The organism is Roseburia sp. AF25-13LB (assembly GCF_003478915.1).
In the GTDB taxonomy this organism is placed as follows: Bacteria; Bacillota; Clostridia; order Lachnospirales; family Lachnospiraceae; genus Roseburia_C; species Roseburia_C amylophila.
Window position 1 is genome coordinate 59050 of record NZ_QUFO01000004.1, and the last position, 18486, is coordinate 77535.

17 protein-coding genes and 1 pseudogene are annotated in these 18486 nt (G+C 39.3%); 10 read left to right on the plus strand and 8 right to left on the minus strand.

The annotated features are described in order from the left end of the window. Nucleotides 1-21: 21 nt before the first annotated feature. Nucleotides 22-426, minus strand: a complete 405-nt coding sequence (locus DWY37_RS07265) for a hypothetical protein (protein WP_118057102.1) — start codon at nucleotides 424-426, stop codon at nucleotides 22-24. A gap of 15 nt (nucleotides 427-441) precedes the next feature. Next, entirely contained in the window at nucleotides 442-1428 is a 987-nt protein-coding gene (locus DWY37_RS07270) for a helix-turn-helix transcriptional regulator (RefSeq protein ID WP_117947732.1), read from the minus strand. Between the two features lie 248 nt (nucleotides 1429-1676). Between DWY37_RS07270 and DWY37_RS07275 the strand changes: the two genes are divergently transcribed. From DWY37_RS07275 to DWY37_RS07300, 6 genes are all read left to right on the plus strand, one after another. Beyond that, complete coding sequence (locus tag DWY37_RS07275; protein WP_118541978.1) at nucleotides 1677-3125, plus strand: NAD(P)/FAD-dependent oxidoreductase; 1449 nt, start codon at nucleotides 1677-1679, stop codon at nucleotides 3123-3125. After that, a complete protein-coding gene (locus tag DWY37_RS07280; protein ID WP_118541976.1) occupies nucleotides 3122-4435 on the plus strand; it encodes an NAD(P)/FAD-dependent oxidoreductase in 1314 nt (437 codons plus the stop codon). Before DWY37_RS07275 ends, DWY37_RS07280 begins: the two co-directional genes overlap by 4 nt. A gap of 4 nt (nucleotides 4436-4439) precedes the next feature. Next, on the plus strand, nucleotides 4440-4808 hold the full coding sequence (locus tag DWY37_RS07285) for a DUF1667 domain-containing protein (RefSeq protein WP_022243593.1): 369 nt from the start codon (nucleotides 4440-4442) through the stop codon (nucleotides 4806-4808). Between the two features lie 213 nt (nucleotides 4809-5021). Next, nucleotides 5022-5588, plus strand: coding sequence for a glycerol-3-phosphate responsive antiterminator (locus tag DWY37_RS07290; protein WP_118541974.1), 567 nt, complete (start codon nucleotides 5022-5024; stop codon nucleotides 5586-5588). A gap of 57 nt (nucleotides 5589-5645) precedes the next feature. After that, nucleotides 5646-6227 carry a sugar O-acetyltransferase gene (locus tag DWY37_RS07295; protein WP_117696640.1) on the plus strand — a complete coding sequence of 194 codons (582 nt, stop codon included), beginning with the start codon at nucleotides 5646-5648 and terminating at the stop codon, nucleotides 6225-6227. A 15-nt stretch (nucleotides 6228-6242) separates the two neighbouring features. After that, nucleotides 6243-6794 (plus strand): DUF6548 family protein, encoded by a 552-nt coding sequence (locus DWY37_RS07300; protein WP_117696637.1) that lies wholly within the window; start codon nucleotides 6243-6245, stop codon nucleotides 6792-6794. A gap of 75 nt (nucleotides 6795-6869) precedes the next feature. On the opposite strand, the gene DWY37_RS07305 is transcribed toward DWY37_RS07300, so the two are convergent. Then, a complete protein-coding gene (locus tag DWY37_RS07305) occupies nucleotides 6870-8633 on the minus strand; it encodes a glycoside hydrolase family 13 protein (protein ID WP_118541972.1) in 1764 nt (587 codons plus the stop codon). A gap of 125 nt (nucleotides 8634-8758) precedes the next feature. On the opposite strand from DWY37_RS07305, the pseudogene DWY37_RS07310 reads away from it, so the two are divergent. The 4 genes and pseudogenes from DWY37_RS07310 to DWY37_RS07325 all read left to right on the plus strand — a co-directional run. Then, a pseudogene (locus DWY37_RS07310) lies at nucleotides 8759-9201 on the plus strand (glycerol-3-phosphate responsive antiterminator); the annotation flags it as partial. Between the two features lie 244 nt (nucleotides 9202-9445). Continuing rightward, nucleotides 9446-9922 carry a MarR family winged helix-turn-helix transcriptional regulator gene (locus DWY37_RS07315; protein WP_158575674.1) on the plus strand — a complete coding sequence of 159 codons (477 nt, stop codon included), beginning with the start codon at nucleotides 9446-9448 and terminating at the stop codon, nucleotides 9920-9922. Continuing rightward, nucleotides 9915-11126 carry an iron-containing alcohol dehydrogenase gene (locus tag DWY37_RS07320; RefSeq protein ID WP_118057094.1) on the plus strand — a complete coding sequence of 404 codons (1212 nt, stop codon included), beginning with the start codon at nucleotides 9915-9917 and terminating at the stop codon, nucleotides 11124-11126. The genes DWY37_RS07315 and DWY37_RS07320 overlap by 8 nt, the downstream gene beginning before the upstream one ends. Beyond that, nucleotides 11126-12505: an aldehyde dehydrogenase gene (locus DWY37_RS07325; RefSeq protein ID WP_118177182.1), complete on the plus strand. Its 1380-nt coding sequence runs from the start codon at nucleotides 11126-11128 to the stop codon at nucleotides 12503-12505. The genes DWY37_RS07320 and DWY37_RS07325 overlap by 1 nt, the downstream gene beginning before the upstream one ends. A 194-nt stretch (nucleotides 12506-12699) precedes the next feature. Here DWY37_RS07325 and DWY37_RS07330 read toward each other — a convergent pair whose 3' ends face one another. The 5 genes from DWY37_RS07330 to DWY37_RS07350 form a co-directional block, all read right to left on the minus strand. After that, nucleotides 12700-13497, minus strand: coding sequence for a hypothetical protein (locus DWY37_RS07330; protein ID WP_118541968.1), 798 nt, complete (start codon nucleotides 13495-13497; stop codon nucleotides 12700-12702). Between the two features lie 703 nt (nucleotides 13498-14200). Continuing rightward, nucleotides 14201-15895 (minus strand): AIPR family protein, encoded by a 1695-nt coding sequence (locus DWY37_RS07335; protein WP_118544478.1) that lies wholly within the window; start codon nucleotides 15893-15895, stop codon nucleotides 14201-14203. 15 nt (nucleotides 15896-15910) lie between these two features. Then, nucleotides 15911-16774, minus strand: a complete 864-nt coding sequence (locus DWY37_RS07340) for a type II restriction endonuclease (RefSeq protein ID WP_118542470.1) — start codon at nucleotides 16772-16774, stop codon at nucleotides 15911-15913. Continuing rightward, nucleotides 16764-17567: a DNA-methyltransferase gene (locus DWY37_RS07345; protein ID WP_118542468.1), complete on the minus strand. Its 804-nt coding sequence runs from the start codon at nucleotides 17565-17567 to the stop codon at nucleotides 16764-16766. The genes DWY37_RS07340 and DWY37_RS07345 overlap by 11 nt, the downstream gene beginning before the upstream one ends. Nucleotides 17568-17630: 63 nt before the next feature. Then, complete coding sequence (locus DWY37_RS07350) at nucleotides 17631-18464, minus strand: DNA adenine methylase (protein WP_118542466.1); 834 nt, start codon at nucleotides 18462-18464, stop codon at nucleotides 17631-17633. Nucleotides 18465-18486 lie beyond the last annotated feature (22 nt).

Sequence of the window (18486 nt, forward strand, 5' to 3'; positions counted from 1 at the left end):
CTAAAATCAAAGCAGTACTGCTTACTTTCTTTCTCCGTCTAAGAAACGCATCTCGCCCTCTTCCCCTTCTTCCGGTTTTGAGAAGCCAATCATTCTGGCCTTTTCTCCATTTAAAAGACGCAGGCACTGTGGACAAAGTGTTCCAAAGGAAACCGGCTGTCCGCACCGGGAACAATAATTCGACATAATACCTGCTTTATCCTTTTCTTTATATTCAATTCTTCCCTCTTTAATCCACTGCTTTACCATCCGTACCGGAATATCAAAATACTCTGCCACCTGATATTCATTTACATCATTGTTTCGTACAAATTCCCGCACTTTATCAAAAAGAAGCAGTTCCTCACAGGCATAACAGTATTCCCTGTCTGACAAAGGCGGCAATTCCTTTCTGCACATCTTACAATACTTAACTTCTGTCTCCATTCTTCCCATCACCTGCTAACTGTATTTATTCTGTATCCTCTGAAGATATGTCACATAGTTTTCTCTCATCTCTGCCGGCTCAATAATCTCAACCTTTTCTCCAAGACCACAAAGCCAGCCGTAAAACTGTCCGCTGACTGCCACATGAAGTCTTGCTCTAAAATGCATATCATCTGCTTTTCTGACATTTACTTCCTGCCCAAACCGGTCAATCACCACGCCAATCATATCATTTTCACAAAGCAGTGTCACCGTTTCTTCCTCACCAGCAAACATACCAAAAGTTTTCTTTGAATAAGATGCAATATCAAAGGTTTCAAACTGCTTAAGACCTTCCCGTTTCTTTCTGGTCAGTGAAATCTTAAGCATCTTATCCACGCGGAAATGCTTGATAATCCTATCTTCCTCATCATATGCTATAAGATAATAATTCTCATCATCCCAGGAAAGCACCAGCGGACTCACCTCGTAAAATGCTCCGTCCCGTCGAAGCTCCATTTCTTTTTCGATATTCCACGAAAAATACTGAAAACGGATTTTTACATCTCCGGAAATTCCATTGTAAATCATATCAATGTTATAATAAATATTCTCATTAATGGTCTTATTCCGGTTGGTTACCACCACCTGACGCTGAAGCTGTTTTGCCTCATAGACGCTGACCAGCTTCTCCAACTTATGTATCAGCTCTCTTGATTTCTTCTGTGTAATGAACTTCGATGACTGCACCGCATCCACCAAAAGTTTCAATTCTGCCAGTTCAAAATCACGGCTTCCGATATAATATCCGCCTCGGTACTCCTGTTCCCTTAAAATATCCACACCAAAGTCCTGCAGCATCTCCAAATCCCGATAAATACTTTTGCGTTCTGCCGAAATACCTTTCTGATTCAGATATGCTATAATATCCCTCATCCTGACAGCATGCTTCTCATCCGTCTGTTCATACAGCAGTTCTAATATATATAATATTTTCAGTTTCTGATGCTCTGTTTTTCCCATAGTTCTAGTATAGCATAGGGCAAAACTTTGTGATACCTGTTTTTTAAATTTTCTGACATTTCTCGTCACCCGCCTAAATTATGTTTTTCATTTTACTGTAAAAAAGGAATTGTCACCCATTCCAATTCATGTTATAATATGTATAAATAAAGATTGAATTACCAAGAGACGAGAGCAAGGTAAAGAAGAGCGAGAGCATCGCTTTTATTTATCTTGCCTTTTTTGTTGCCAGCAGAAAGGAGTCATTTATGTACGATATTGCAATTATTGGTGCCGGAGTCACCGGCTGTGCCATTGCCAGAGAGTTATCCCGCTATCAGGCAGGCATCTGTGTCATTGAACGGGAAGAGGATGTCTGCTGCGGAACCTCCAAAGCCAACAGTGCCATTATCCACGCCGGATTTGACGCAAAACCGGGCACACTGAAAGCAAAGCTTAATGTAGAAGGAAATGCCATGATGGATACTCTCTCTAAGGATTTGGACATTCCTTTTGTACGAAACGGTTCTCTGGTGGTCTGCACCGATGAACAGGATGCCAGCGAATTGGAACGTCTTTTGGAACAGGGGAAAGAAAACGGGGTCAAAGGCTTACGCATTCTTGACCGCGAAGCCTTACTCACCATGGAGCCAAATTTAGACGCTCATGTCACAAGTGCTCTCTACGCGCCCACAGGTGGTATCGTCTGTCCGTTTCATATGACAATTGCCTTCGCGGAAAATGCCGTTGCAAATGGCGTTGAATTCTTTTTAAATACTGCTGTAACTTCTATCACCAGCCTAGAAGATGGATACCTGATTTCCACTGATAAGCAGGATATCACCGCAAAAACTGTTATCAACGCTGCCGGTGTATATGCAGATGTTTTTCACAATATAGTAAGCAGCAAAAAGCTTCACATTACCGCCCGGAAAGGCGAATACCAGCTTCTTGATAAATCTGCCGGAGCTCATGTATCCCATACGATTTTCCAGCTACCGGGTAAAATGGGAAAAGGTGTGCTGGTTACTCCTACGGTTCACGGCAATCTTCTCGTTGGTCCGACCGCAGAGGATACCGATAACAAAGAAGGCATCAATACCACCAGAGAAGGACTTGCTTCTCTTTCCGAAAAAGCCTCCCACAGCGTTAAGAATCTTCCGATGCGTCAGGTCATTACTTCTTTTGCTGGACTTCGTGCCCATGAAGATAATGGCGACTTTATCATTGGCGAAGCAGCTGATGCTCCCGGCTTCTTTGATGCCGCTGGTATCGAATCTCCAGGGCTTTCCTCTGCACCAGCCATTGGCGTCATGATGGCCAGGCTGGTGCAGGATAAGATGCATTTAACCGAAAAAGAAAATTTCATTGCCACCCGCAAAGGAATTTTAAGACCAGAAAAGCTTTCTTTAGAAGAAAGAAATGAACTGATCAAAAAGCAGCCTGCCTATGGAAACATTATCTGCCGCTGTGAAATGATTTCAGAAGGAGAAATTCTCGATGCTATTCACCGCCCGCTGGGTGCCCGCTCTTTAGATGCCATCAAGCGTCGTACCAGAGCAGGCATGGGACGCTGTCAGGCAGGTTTTTGTTCCCCGCGTACCATGGAAATTCTTGCCAGAGAAGTTCCTATGGAAATGACGGACATCAGCAAATGTGGTGGCTCTTCACAGTTTGTCTATGGATATAACAAAGAGATTCAGGAGGAAATGCCATGAAATCATATGATTTAGTAATCGTTGGCGGCGGTCCTGCAGGACTTGCAGCCGCTGTATCCGCAAAAGAAAATGGAATAAATGATATTCTCATTCTTGAACGTGACAAAGAGCTGGGCGGCATCTTAAACCAGTGCATCCACAACGGTTTTGGCCTTCATACCTTTAAGGAAGAGCTGACCGGGCCGGAATATGCTTTCCGCTTTATTGAAAAAGTACTCGCTCTTGGCATCTCTTACAAGTTAAACACTATGGTAATGGATATCTCCCATAAGAAAAAAATAACTGCCATGAACCGGAAAGATGGCATGTTTGAGATTCAGGCAAAAGCAATTATCCTTGCCATGGGCTGCAGGGAACGGAGCCGTGGTGCCCTTAATATTCCGGGCTATCGTCCGGCAGGTATCTACTCCGCCGGAACGGCACAGCGTCTTGTCAATATGGAAGGCTATATGCCGGGCAGAGAAGTCGTTATCTTAGGCTCCGGTGATATCGGTCTGATTATGGCACGCCGCATGACCTTAGAGGGTGCCAAAGTAAAAGTCGTAGCAGAACTGATGCCTTATTCCGGCGGTCTCAAGCGTAATATTGTTCAATGTCTGAATGACTTTGATATTCCGTTGAAATTAAGCCATACCGTTATTGATATTGAAGGAAAAGAGCGTGTCACCGGTGTTACCATTGCAGAAGTCGGCTCCGATGGAAGGCCAATTGCCGGTACAGAAGAATATTATTCCTGCGATACGCTCCTCTTATCCTGTGGTCTGATTCCAGAAAATGAATTAAGTCGCAGTGCCGGTGTCACTTTAAATCCGGTCACCTCCGGTCCTGTTGTAAATGACAGCTTAGAAACCAGTATTTCCGGTGTTTTTGCCTGTGGAAATGTCCTGCATGTCCATGACCTGGTGGATTATGTTTCTGAAGAAGCCGGTATCGCCGGAGCGAATGCTGCACATTATATTTTATCCGGCAACACTGCTGATGCATGTAATACCAGCAGCCAGCATTCCGATGCATCCGTTTCCGAATGCAGCCAGCCATCTGTCGAAATTATTCCAACCGGTGGCGTCCGCTATACCGTTCCAAAATACATCCGGCCGGAGGCTATGACGGACAAAGTTACTGTCCGGTTCCGCGTGGGACAAATTTATAAAAACTGCGGAATTGCCACTTACTTCGGCAAAGAACGTATCAGCTTCCGGAAACGTCCGGTTATGGCTCCGGGCGAGATGGAATCCGTTGTCCTTACCAAAGAACAGCTTACCAACTGCCCTGATTTAGAGCAGATTACCATTTGTATAGAGGAGGCGTAAGAGGATGGAAAAACGTGAATTAACCTGTATCGGCTGCCCTTTAGGCTGCTCTATTACCGTAACCATGGAAAATGCAGAAATTCTTGATGTTACCGGCAACACCTGCAAACGCGGCGATGCTTATGCCCGTAAGGAAGTTACCCATCCAACCAGAATCGTAACTTCTACCGTCCGGGTATCTGGTGGCACGATTCCGATGGTGTCCTGCAAAACCAAAGAGGATATCCCAAAAGAAAAGATTTTTGCAATTATCAATGCTCTCTGTGGCGTCACTGTTCCTGCACCGGTCTCTATCGGAGATATTCTGGTTCAGGACGTTGCAGGCACCGGCGTGGATATTGTTGCCACAAAAAATGTTCCTGCAAAATTATAATCTCATTGTTATCAAATGATTCACATCATTCTGATAAATATTTATTCCAGGGGAATAACTGTTTTGGTGCGCCAGTATCTGATTGAGGGGTCAGATGCTGGCGTATCTGTTTGTTTTTCTTTATGATTTTATAGTTTTCCTTTATCATTTCCGGAAATGACGGTATAATATTTATAAATACGAAAATACGATGCGTAGAAAGGCGGTTTTACTATGCTTTCAAATTGTAAAGATGCTATGGATAATTCTCCGATTATTGCAGCCATCAAGGATATGGCAGGATTGAAAAAATGTCTCACCTGCGACAGCCAGGTTATTTTTATCCTGTTTGGAGACATCTGCAATATTGCAGATATTGTAGATAAGGTCAAAGCTGCAGGGAAAACGGCTATGGTACATATCGATTTAATCAATGGTCTGTCCGGAAAAGAGATTGCTGTGGATTTCATCCGCAAATACACCCACGCCGATGGAATTATCACTACAAAACCAGTCCTTATCAAACGAGCCAGGGAATTAGAGCTTTCCACGATTCTGCGATTCTTCGTCATTGATTCCATGGCTTATGACAGCATTGAAAAGCAGCTTCGTTCTGTAAAACCGGATTATATTGAAATCCTGCCGGCACTGATGCCTAAGGTTGTATCCCGCATATGCCGGCTTTCAAAAGTTCCGGTTATTACCGGCGGACTCATTTCCGATAAAGAAGATGTAGTTTCCATGCTGAATGCCGGAGCAGTCTGCATCTCATCTACGAATCCGGATGTGTGGTTTTTGTAATATGATTTTCAATTAATTTTATACAATTTCTATTTATAACGAATCAGGAGGTTTCCTATGACAGAATCAGAAAAAATGAAGCTGGGACTTTGGTATGATGCCAATTATGACCAGGAATTATCAGAAGAACGTGAGAAAGCCGAAGATTTATATTTCACTTTCAACCATACTGCACCAAAGGAAAAGGAGCTGCGGGAAGATATTCTTAAAAAACTGCTTCCAAAAATGGGGGAACGTGTTACCATTCTCTCCCCATTTTATACCGATTATGGTTATAACTGTAACATTGGCTCTGATTGCTTTATCAATCACAATGCCTATCTGATGGACTGTGCTCCAATCACTCTTGGCAGCCACTGTTTTATCGGTCCAAACTGCGGCATGTATACAGCCGTTCATGCTACCATCGCCGAAGAACGCAATCTTGGGCTGGAAAAGGCGCTTCCGATTACTATTGGCGATAACGTCTGGATGGGCGGTGATGTCACCATTCTTCCAGGTATCACCATTGGTGGAAATACCATTATCGGTGCCGGAAGCGTCGTCACAAAGGACATTCCTTCCAATGTCGTTGCCGCCGGCAATCCATGCCGTGTTCTCCGTCCAATTACAGAGGCCGACCGCATTGCAAAGAAATAATAGGGGGAGTAAAAAATGACACCAACCGATAATGAATTTTATGAAGCATACAAAAAGTCAGCCAGCTTTTGTGATGATCTGTATCAGAAAGAGCGGGAGAAAAACTATAAAAGTGGTATTAAATATTATATTGAAGATATGGAGCATACTCCCTTTTCAGTTGCAAGAATGATTCCCAACTGGAATTCTGATTTAAAAAAGCTGAAATATCTGCTCTATCTCAGAAATCAGCTCAGCCATGATATCAATACATCTCCTGGTTCGCTCGCTACCTCAGATGATACTCTGTGGATTCAGTCCTTTTATCAGCGATTATTAAACCAGAGTGACCCTCTTGCCCTAAAACATCAGTTGCTTTCTCCTAACAGAAATACTAATACTTCTGCTAATAGTGTCTCCACACCAAATCAGTCTATGCAACATAGAACGATGCCATATAACCCACTCTATGCCAATGAAGCTGATAGAGAACCACAAAACATGCATTTTCACTGGACATGGATTGTTATTGGGATTGTTATTGCATTCATTGTTCTATTTTTCATTTACCTTGGAGTTATAATTTAACTCCCTATTTCTGGTTGTATTAATTTCTGTCCAATCATTTCAAATCCCTTTTCATCTTCATTCATTTTACTACACCTACTTTCTTATTCTTCTTATCAACACGCCATTTGACAAAAGTGTGGAATCAATGTAGTGGCGGGCAAGCAGGATTTCTCCCTGCTGTTCCACTTCAACATCTTCTTCACAGCAGTTGATGATTACCTCCACATAACAATCCGGAAAATCCACTTTCCGGAACTGGATAACACGCTTGTACTTGGCATAATCATTTGGGAAATGGAAATTGCGGCTTTTTAAAAGTGGTTCCTGCCTGCGCAGGTGAATCAGTGTTGCAATAATTTTACTGCGTTCAGCATATTTTCCAGCCTCAATGTCCTTCCAAGGCATACAACGTCTGCAATCCGGATCATAGCTTCCCTCCATTGCAATTTCCGTTCCGTAATAAATGCAAGGACTGCCCGGCATTGCAAATAATACTGCAATCTGCGCAAAATACTCATCCAGATTTTTCACATCCGAGCGGAGCCGCTTTGTATCATGAGAATCCAGAAGATTGAAAAGCACATCATTGGTCTGCTGCATATAGCTTGTATAGCAGCGGTTAATCGTATACTCAAAATCCTCATTGGTCAGACTCTTATCAATCCAGAAATCCTTAATACTTTGTCCCAGTGGATAATTCATAACGGCATCAAATTCATCCCCGCGAAGCCACGGAAGTGCATTGTGCCAGATTTCTCCGAGGATATAAATGTCCGGGTTAATTTCCTTCACTCTGGCATGCAGCTCCTTACAGAATCGATGAGATACCTCATTTGCCACATCCAGACGGATTCCGTCAATACCATAATGCTCCACCCAGTTTGCACAGATATCGACAAAATATTTTCTGACCTCCGGATTATTGGTATTGATTTTCGGCATTCCATCATAAAAAGCAAAGGTATAAATCTGTTTTTTCTTTGCTGCCTTTCCTTTCCGGTCAAACGGCCATTCATTAATCATAAACCAGTCATAATATTCTGACTCCGGACCCTTTTCCAGAACATCCTGCCACGGTGCAAAATAATATCCGCAATGATTAAACACGCCATCTAACATTACACGGATGCCACGTTTATGTGCTTCTTCCACCAGATGAATCAATGTCTCTTCATCTCCGAACCGTGGGTCAATCTTTGTATAATCCGTCGTATCATACTTATGGTTGGATGGTGACTCATTGATTGGTGTCAGGTATAATCCATTGATTCCAAGATTCTGCAGGTAATCCAGCTTACTTGTGATTCCAGCCAGATCTCCGCCAAAGCATTCCTCATTTTTCACTCTGCCATGCTCACGCCACGGCACTACATCCTCCGGGTCAATGGAATGGTCGCCGTTACAGAAACGGTCCGGGAAAATCTGATACCACACAGTATCGTTTACCCATGCAGGTGTACGCGGCACATCGCACGGATTCATCCACGGAAATACAAAACACTGGCGGCTTCTGCCTTCCAGATGCATCTGCTCATCACTGACAAATCCATCCTCAAAATAGAACCAGCTTTCATTTTCTGTCTGTAACTTAAAATAATATTTCAGACGTTTATACTCCGGTCGGACGGTTGTTGTCCACCAAATCTGATTTTTCAGACGCTTCTTATAAATGATTGCCTCTTCCGTTCCATCCCAATGCTCTCCGCCACCTAAGATACCAGCAGCAAATGGGTCTCCTGATATGATGGATACCGATTGCACATCATATCCCGTCTTAATATTAATAATTAACTCATCTTCATTCAACGGATAACAATAATTGTCACTCGCCTGATGATAAACTGCATTAAAATCCATTTGTTTCCTCTTTCTCTTTGCAATGTATTTGTCTTTAAATTATAACATATTTCTTTTCATTTCTCTTTATCATTTTTTCAAATACAGGTATAATAGTTACAAAGATTCAGAAAGGCGGTTATATTATGCTTTCCAACTGTAGAGACACTATGGATAATTCACCGATTATTGCGGCGATTAAAGATATGACAGGATTAGAAAAATGTCTGACCTGTGACAGCCAGGTTTTTTTATTCTGTTTGGAGATATCTGCAATATTTCAGATATTGTAGACAAAGTGAAATCTGCCGGAAAAACCGCTATGGTACACATTGATTTAATTAACGGTCTTTCCGGGAAAGAGATTGCCGTGGATTTCATTCAGAAATTTACCCGGGCTGACGGTATTATCACTACCAAACCAGCCCTTATTAAACGAGCCAGGGAATTAGAACTTTCCACGACTCTGCGTTTCTTTGTCATCGATTCCATGGCTTACAGCAGCATCGAAAAGCAGCTTCGCTCTGTTAAACCGGATTACATCGAAATCCTGCCGGCACTGATGCCTAAGGTTGTATCCCACATATGCCTGAGCTGTCTGCATCTCTTCCACCAATCCGGATGTGTGGTTTCTGTAAACTCCAACTGAAACCGGAGATTTATTCTTTCTATATTGAATTAGTTCGCTTCCAATACTTTTTTATTCTATATACGTGCAAAGATGTTGACTATTCAACTTTTAACTGTTATGCTTTTATATGTTGAGTATGCAACATTTTTTTATGTAAATAACGGAAAATAATACACTTTTCCGTAGCTTTATGGAGGCAGCTATGATTGAACGATTTGAAACCTTTACCACCAATATTGCATCGCTTTACAAAAACATTGTAAAAATAAAGAAATATGAGATGAACAAAATTGGTCTTAAGGGCACTCATGTTACATGCATGAATTTTCTAAACAATTCTCCGGAAGGTCTTACTGCCGCTGAAATCTGTGTTCTCGCCAAAGAAAACAAGGCTGGTATTTCCAGGGCGCTTGCCGACCTCCTAGAACAGGGGTTGGTAGAATATGTCAACGCAGAAGATACGTCCGACAAGCGGAAATACCGTGCCAAAGTCATCCTTACACCCAAAGGGATTTCTTATGCCCAAAAAGTAAATGCCGCAATCAACAATGCGGTATCTTTTGGCGGCTCAGATCTTTCCGATGAAACCCGGGCTGTTTTTTATTCTGCATTAAAAACAATTTCCGCAAACTTAGAACAATATTGTAATGAATTAGAAAGGAATGATGATCATGAATAAATGTAAAGCTGCATATTGCAGAATTTTTCAGAAATGTTTTAAAATTGCAATCCCTTTTTTGCCTTACAGACATCCGGAAGTTTTTTACAGCACTTCCAAACTGACCGGGCTTTTTGAAGAAAAAGGCATTGATACTATATTAATCATTACAGATGCCGGTATCCGCAAATTTGGTCTTTTAGACCGGATGCTTATGCATTTTGACCACCATAACATCCATTATTTTATCTATGATAAGACGGTCGCTAATCCAACTACAACAAATGTAGAAGAAGCAAGAGTGCTTTATCTTGAAAAACATTGTGATGCTATCATTGGTTTTGGTGGTGGCTCCAGTATCGACTGTGCCAAGGCCGTCGGTGCAAGAATTGCAAAACCTAAGCAGTCTTTATCCAAAATGAAAGGTATCTTAAAAGTGCATAAAAAACTGCCTTTATTGGTTGCGATTCCGACAACTGCAGGAACCGGAAGCGAAACCACTCTCGCTGCTGTTATCACAGATGCCCAGACAAGACATAAATATGCCATCAACGATTTTCCTTTAATTCCTGCATATGCTGTATTAGACCCGAAAGTAACCATAAGTCTTCCGCCATCTCTTACCGCCACCACCGGTATGGATGCCTTAACCCACGCCGTAGAAGCTTATATTGGCGGTTCTACTACAAGGCATACCAGAAAATATGCTAAAAAAGCAACTAAATTAATTTTTGACAATATCTACAAAGCATATGACGACGGTCAGAATATAGAAGCAAGAAAAGAAATGTTGAAAGCCTCTTTCTTTGCCGGATGTGCTTTTACCAAATCCTATGTCGGCTATGTCCATGCCGTAGCCCACTCCCTTGGCGGCAAATATAATATTCCACACGGACTTGCCAATGCGACAATACTTCCGATGGTATTAGAAGATTATGGTTCTACCATTTACAAAAAGCTCTACCAACTTGCTGTTTATGCAGGTATTGCTGACGAATCCGATGATTATGAAGTAGCTGCTGATAAATTTATCTCTGCCATCAAAGACATGAAAAAATATTTCCAGATTGGTGATACTTTTTCCGAGATTCAAAAAGAAGATATTCCAGAGCTTTCCAGATATGCCGATAAAGAAGCAAACCCGCTTTATCCGGTTCCAGTTCTGATGAATGCAAAAGAGCTCGAAAAATACTATTATATGCTTATGCCAGAGGAGGAAAAATAATGACTGAAGCTGAAATAACAGAACTTGTTTCTACGCAGCGCAATTATTTTAAAACCGGTGAAACATTATCTGTTGCTTACCGAATTGCCGCTTTAAAAAAGCTGAAAAATACTATTTCAAACCATGAAAATGAAATTTTAGCAGCGCTTAAGGCTGACCTTGGAAAATCAGCCCACGAAAGCTATATGTGCGAAGCCGGACTGGCTTTAAGCGAACTTACCTATATGATAAAGCACACCAGAAAATTTGCCAGTGAAAAAACCGTTCATACGCCCCTTGCACAATTTCATTCCAGAAGCTACAAAAAACCATCTCCATATGGTGTTGTACTGATTATGAGCCCCTGGAATTATCCTTTTCTGTTAACCATTGACCCATTAATCGATGCAATTGCCGCAGGAAATACTGTCATTTTAAAGCCAAGCGCCTACTCGCCTAACACAAGTGCCATCATCACATCTCTGATAAAAGAATGTTTTGAAGAGAAATATGTAGCAGTTGTAACCGGTGGCCGGGCAGAAAATACGGCTCTTTTGCAGTCGCACTTTGACTATATATTCTTTACTGGAAGTCAGGCGGTCGGCAAAACTGTCTTAGAGCATGCAGCTTCCCACCTTACTCCGGTAACACTTGAGCTTGGTGGAAAAAGTCCCTGCATCGTTGCAGCAGATGCCAACCTGAAATTAGCCGCCAGACGAATCGTATTTGGGAAATATCTCAACTGCGGCCAGACCTGTGTGGCACCGGATTATGTATATTGCGATGAGCAGATCAAAGATGCTTTGCTCTTAGAAATAAAAAAAGAAATCATCCGGCAATATGGGGAATCTCCTCTTGATAATTCCGATTATGGCAAAATCATCAACGAAAAGCATTTTTATCGCATCAATAGGTTGATTGATTCTTCAAAAGTAATTTTTGGCGGTAATTCCAACGAAGAAACGCTGCAGATTGAGCCAACCGTCATGGATCATGTGACTTTTGAAGATGCCGTCATGTCAGAAGAAATCTTCGGTCCGGTTATGCCTGTATTAACTTTTTCACACATGAGTGAAGCTACCGGCAAAATTAATTCCATGGCTCATCCTCTTGCACTCTATATCTTTACTTCAAGCAAAAAGACTGCAGACGAAGTCATTTCCCATACTGGTTTCGGTGGTGGCTGTATCAACGATACCATCATTCATCTTGCCACAACAGAAATGGGCTTTGGCGGCTTCGGTGAAAGTGGCATGGGTTCTTATCATGGTAAAACCGGATTTGATACCTTTTCCCATTACAAAAGCATCGTTGATAAAAAAACCTGGATTGATCTGCCTATGAGATACCAGCCATATACTTCTCTTCATGACAGGCTTATCCGGTTCTTTCTGAAATAACAGGAAGATATTCCGGGTATTTTCCAGAGAAATTGTCTAATGCCCGGTCTATTTGTCTGAATGATCGGGCTTCGGCTAAGTGCTGGACTATTGACTGAATTCCCGGGCTATTGGCTGAATGCTCGGGCTATTGGTCTAATGCCCGGGCTATTGGCTGGCAGGGAGCTTTAAAAGCGCCCTGCTTGTTTATATATCTATTGTAAATATCTGTCTATCATCTCTTCTATAATTTTAAAATCCAGCACATTCTGTTGAGTTTCAAATGTAAGTATCAAATTTTCACCCGGATATATTCCGTTCTTTTCATAAGATTCAATCTTTCTTATTGCTGCTCTTGCATATTCAGGGTTATCCATCATGCCCTCATGTTCCCAATAAATTTCCTTTCGCTTTTTTCTGGAAAAGAATGTAAAATCCGGATAAACAATCCCATATCCTTTTAAATATAATGGTTTTTCATATCTATATAAGATTTCTTTTCTATAAAAGAAGTCTGCCAGCATTTTTTCTGTTTTTGATCTCACACGTTCCCCTTTTTCCGTAATAATAACCGGCACTCCCTCCTGAAATTCTTTTCCCTTGTATTCTCTCCTATACCATTCCATTTCCAATTGCTCCTCTGTTGGTTCCACCGGAATCACGAATGCTTTTCGGGCAGGATGCTCCTTCTTATATACTTCTTCAATTTCATTATCATGATATGTCCCAACCAGCGATTTCATTTGTTGCAGCCGTTTTTCTGCTATTCTCAATACTTTTTCATCATATGATTTTTGAGCTAATTTTCTCACTAAATCCATCTCGGATTTTTGAAGAAATTTTTGGCATTTCATATCATTCTCTTTTTTCACATGACAAAACTGAGTATAATTATGAGACTTTGATACCCTGAGCGTTCCCTCTGGCATATCTGCCAATTCTTTTCTCAGCTTTCCAGCAATCTTCTCCAATCTCAAGTATTCCTCTATCAATAATTTTCTTAACCCCTTCATGCATTTCCTCCACTTCTTATTAATTGCAATAAATAACTCTACTTTTCCATTCTATTACAGTTGTTTCTTCTCCCCTCTCATTTTCAGCTGTAACTAAATCACCCCTTCTGTAGCTTTTTCTCCGGCTCTCCCAAATTCAGCTGTAACTTTTCACCCTTTTCTACAGCTTTTTTCCCGAAATGTTCATTTTGTGCTGTAACTGTGCCATCTTTTCTACAGCCTTTTTCTCGAATCTCTCATCCTGTGCTGTAACTGTGCCATCTTTTCTACAGTTTTTTTCACGAATCTCTCATTGTGTGCTGTAACTATGCCTTCTCCTCTACAGCTCTTTCCCTGAATCTCTCATTTTGTGCTGCAATAGTCGCCAGTAGCAGCTTGTAAATGTAATCATATCCTGATTATGATAATGCTTATCATTAAATTGTAACGGTAATCTGAAATTATATAATCTTGATTTCTGTTAAAATAATGCTATTTATAAGACTATTTCTATATATTGGAAAATGTGTACCTGACCTGGTACTTAGATAAAAATCCCGGAAGCTCAAAGCTTCCGGGAATATTGTTTGAATGTTTTGAATATAATTCGGAAACGACTAACGTTTTGAGAGCATGAAAAGCCCATAAATTGGGAATTTGTATCTGGTAGTGTTACATATCTGTTATATGCGTAGCACTACTCACACATTCCAAGAACTACTCATTACTTTAACATACTCACATTTTGCTCATCGCATAAATGTTCTTTGATTTCTTTACATCTTCCTGCATTTTTAAATATACTTGCAGGATAAGCATCTGGATATAAATTATTTTTCACTGTGACAATCAAATCAATATATTTAATAACAAGTTCTTTAATAATATTTTCATCAATGTCAATATATTTTTCATCGAACGTATATTCTTTTCTAAGTTCTTCAAAAATCATATGTAACAAAAACCTATTTCCATGAACAGATATTAATTTTTTTATACCATTTACTTCGCTTTGATATGCACCATTTATTTTATCAAACATTCTGCTTACTTTGATTGTATTCCATATTAAATATGAATTAGTTGAGGGATTAAAAATTGTTTTATATGGTGCCTTAGAAATATCTTCAAAAATACTACCTACAGCTCTCTTAATTAACGTCACTAAAGATACATCTGAATTATAGCACCCTATTGCTACAACAGCTTCATCTATATTACATATTTTATCACCAGCACTTGAATCCCCATCTTTAAACACATATTCTATCCCATCCATCATTAAATCCTTTCTATATTTTTCTTGTAGTGGATCCATAGATGCAAATGCCTTATTCTCTATCTTGTTTTGTGTATTAGATAATTTTGTGACAGTATTTCCAAAATCCTCAGCACTATTTTCTAGTGAAATAATCTGTACCATCAACTTTGCCTTTTCAACCATATCTGAATTTTCCATATATGCCTTTCCTATACTTCCTGTTGTTTGTGCTCCATTTACGATACTAACACCTTCTAATCTGAATAGCCCATTTTTCCTATCCGTAGAATGAGCTAACTTTCTGGTTATCTTATTTGCTATAATTTTTATTCCATTATTATAATAACAGAATTTCTCTGGACTCTCTTTTAAACACTTCATTATACCGCTATTTACTTCTGTATCGCCTTTAAAATATCTTATATTTTTGGCTAACAACTTGTTTCCATAATCTTTCCACCAAATAGCTACATCACTTGCTGAAATCATTCCATAATATCCCTTTTCAATTGTCCCCTCTTGAATAACTCCCCAATCATTTACTAAAACATCATCCAAAATAATCTCTTGATTAAGTGTTGCATTAGCTAAACAATTATAAACATTTTCTAATTTCACAATATCTGATAATAACAATTCATTACAATCATCATTAACTCTCTTTTTTAACGCTTCTATTCCATTATTTGCTTCATCTGGAAAATCATTATTAGATGTATAAATAATAATCAATTTTATCTGATAATCCATTGCCTTAACAGCACTTTCGATTTCAATTCGCTTTTTTATTACCTTATCATTAAATCCTTCAAAATCCATATTCAATATTTTTTCAACTCCGGATATGAATTTTAAAGAATCGCCTTGTGATATTGTACCATTTCCATCATTACTCCATTTAGCCTGAATAACATATAATATTTTGCTATTTTCATCCTTATATACAGCATCTATTCCACAGTCTTTGTACCCATCAGTTATACATTTCGCTGCAACTTCATTTTCTATACCACATTGAATGACTAATGCATACGCTGCTAGGCATCTGCTATTAAAGCAATTTTCATACTTATCTGGTTCTTTTATATCACTCATATCAATTTCATTATGAAACATTTCTCTAAATTTAGTTGCAATTCTCGTAACCTGTACATTCATAATTTTATTTCTCCTTTAAATAAAAATCTTTGTAATTACTTCATTCTCCATATCATCAATACTATAAATAGTATCCATAACTTCAAATGTCTCTCTCAAATTTCCTCTAGCACTCTTCCATCCAATTCCATCTGTAAACCAGACAAATGTAAATCCATCTATTGTATCTGCTTCCTGCGAAAGCATCTTATAACTTCTTGCCGTTTCGTTTAACTTTGAACCACCACCCGCATAGAAATTGGTTTCAATTGCATATACCATCTTGTCAGTCTTAATTACAAAATCAAATCTCTTAGCAGCTTTTCCCTGATTCGAAAGTGCTGATAAATCAATATTCCACTTGGCTTCAATGTCCTTCAGATACATTTCTTTGAAATAATTTACATTCTTTTCAAAGCCTGCTGCCACGATGTATTTTTCAACCAAATCCTCCATCTGATGACCGCCACGATTTTTACGACCATTAGAGTCCAGACCTGTTTCAATACCTAATACATAGTCAACTAGGTTATTCACAATATGATTTGCAATCATATCAAATAATCCTGTTTTACGCATAAACACCTTGTACTGTTCCACATCATAATTCATAGTTTTAAAGTTGTATAGAAATGCGCCTTCCTCATCCTGTGCATAAATCTCATTTCCACGAACTGCAAGTAATAATGGAATGCACTTTAATGTTTCTGGATACTTTGTTACAATCTTTTCGAACTCATCTTCTATGTTTTTAGAGCCTATTAATGAATTCAGAATGTTAAGCTCTACCTTGATTTCATCAACATTCTTAATTACCTTTTCAAAATCTATGTAATAATCATAGCTTGATATACTCGGTCTGAATTTATTCAACCATTCATCAAAATTTCTATTTGTCATTTGCTACCTTCTCCAATCTTCTCTTAGATATCTCTAAGTATTCTTCACTTACATCAATTCCTATAAACTTTCGTCCGAATCTCACAGCCTCAACCCCTGTAGTTCCCGAACCACAGAACGGATCTAATATAACTTGTCCCACTTCCGTAGATGCCAATACTATTCTTTCCAGCAAATATTCCGGCTTTTGTGTAGGATGCTTTCCTTCTGTCTTCTCAGATGGCTTTGTCAATGAACCTGTCCACACATCTTTCATCTGTTTACCATCATTCATTTCTTTCATTTTCTGATAATTAAAAAAATGCCGACACTTCTTTTCATTCTTCCTTGCCCATAAGATAGTCTCAGTAGAATGTGTGAAGCATCGACATGCTAAGTTTGGTGGTGGATTTGTTTTCTGCCATGTAATATTATTAATTATTTTGAAGCCTTCCTGCTCCAATGCCATACCAATCGAATATATATTGTGTAATGTTCCTGATATCCATATTGTGCCATCTGGCTTTAGTACTCTCTTACATAACCTAATCCACTTTCTGTTAAACTTATGTTTTTCTTCGACACTGGTTCCGCCTTCTGAAAGCTTATCCCATGAGCCCTTATTTACTGAAACCATCTTTCCACCCTGACAAGTAATTCCGTCATTACTTAAAAAATATGGTGGATCCGCAAATATCATATCTACGGATTCTGGTTTCATTTTTGTTAGAATTTTAAATGAATCACCTGTAATTAACCATGATTCATCAGTCTCAAAGTATAATGGCACTTTCTTAGTAAATAAGCTATCCATTATATGTCTCCTTGTTTTTCTTAACTAAATGCGAATCTTTACGAACAGATGCATTATCTCCATTTAATAATTGCATATAATCACTTCTTCGCCAACTCTGTTAGATGCATCTGAATTAATCATACGCTTTACGCTTACAACATCTATCTTATAATCTTTATTTCCATATAACTCATTTATCAACTCTGTATTATGATTCGTGAGCATACAGTAGCAGCCTCTGGCAGTTAATTCATCATAAAGCTTTGCTAATCGCTTGTGGCTTTCTATATCAAACCCTTCTTTTGTGTAGGATTCAAAGGATGTAGGATTCAAAGGTGCATAGGGACTATCTATAAATACAAAATCACCTTTCTTTGCATTCTTACAAGCCTGTTCAAAATCGCCATCTATAATAGTTACCCCTTTGAGATACTCAGATGCAGCCATAATAGCCTCTTCATCAATAGAAACTCTTCGACTATTATTATATGGAACATTAAACAATCCCTTGCCATTCACACGATATAATCCATTAAAACAATGCTTATTTATAAATACAAATAATGCTGCCAGCTCTACATCATATTCAGACCGCATAAGCTTGTCATTATAATGTTCTCTGATAGAATAATAATATTTTTTTCCATCTTCCCACATATCATTATCCAGCCTGTTGACCTCTTTCAGAAAAGCATCAGGTTCATTACATATCGTTCTGTATGTGTTAATCAAAGCTATATTTATATCGTTAATCAGAGCATTTGCTGGCAGTAGATCAAATATTACAGCGCCACCACCTACAAACGGTTCATAGTAATCATTATATTTTTCAGGCATTCTTTCTCTTATCTGCGGAATAAGCTGACGTTTTCCTCCAGCCCACTTCACAAATGGAGCGACACTTGAATTACTCATTTTGATTCCTCTTCTCTAGTCA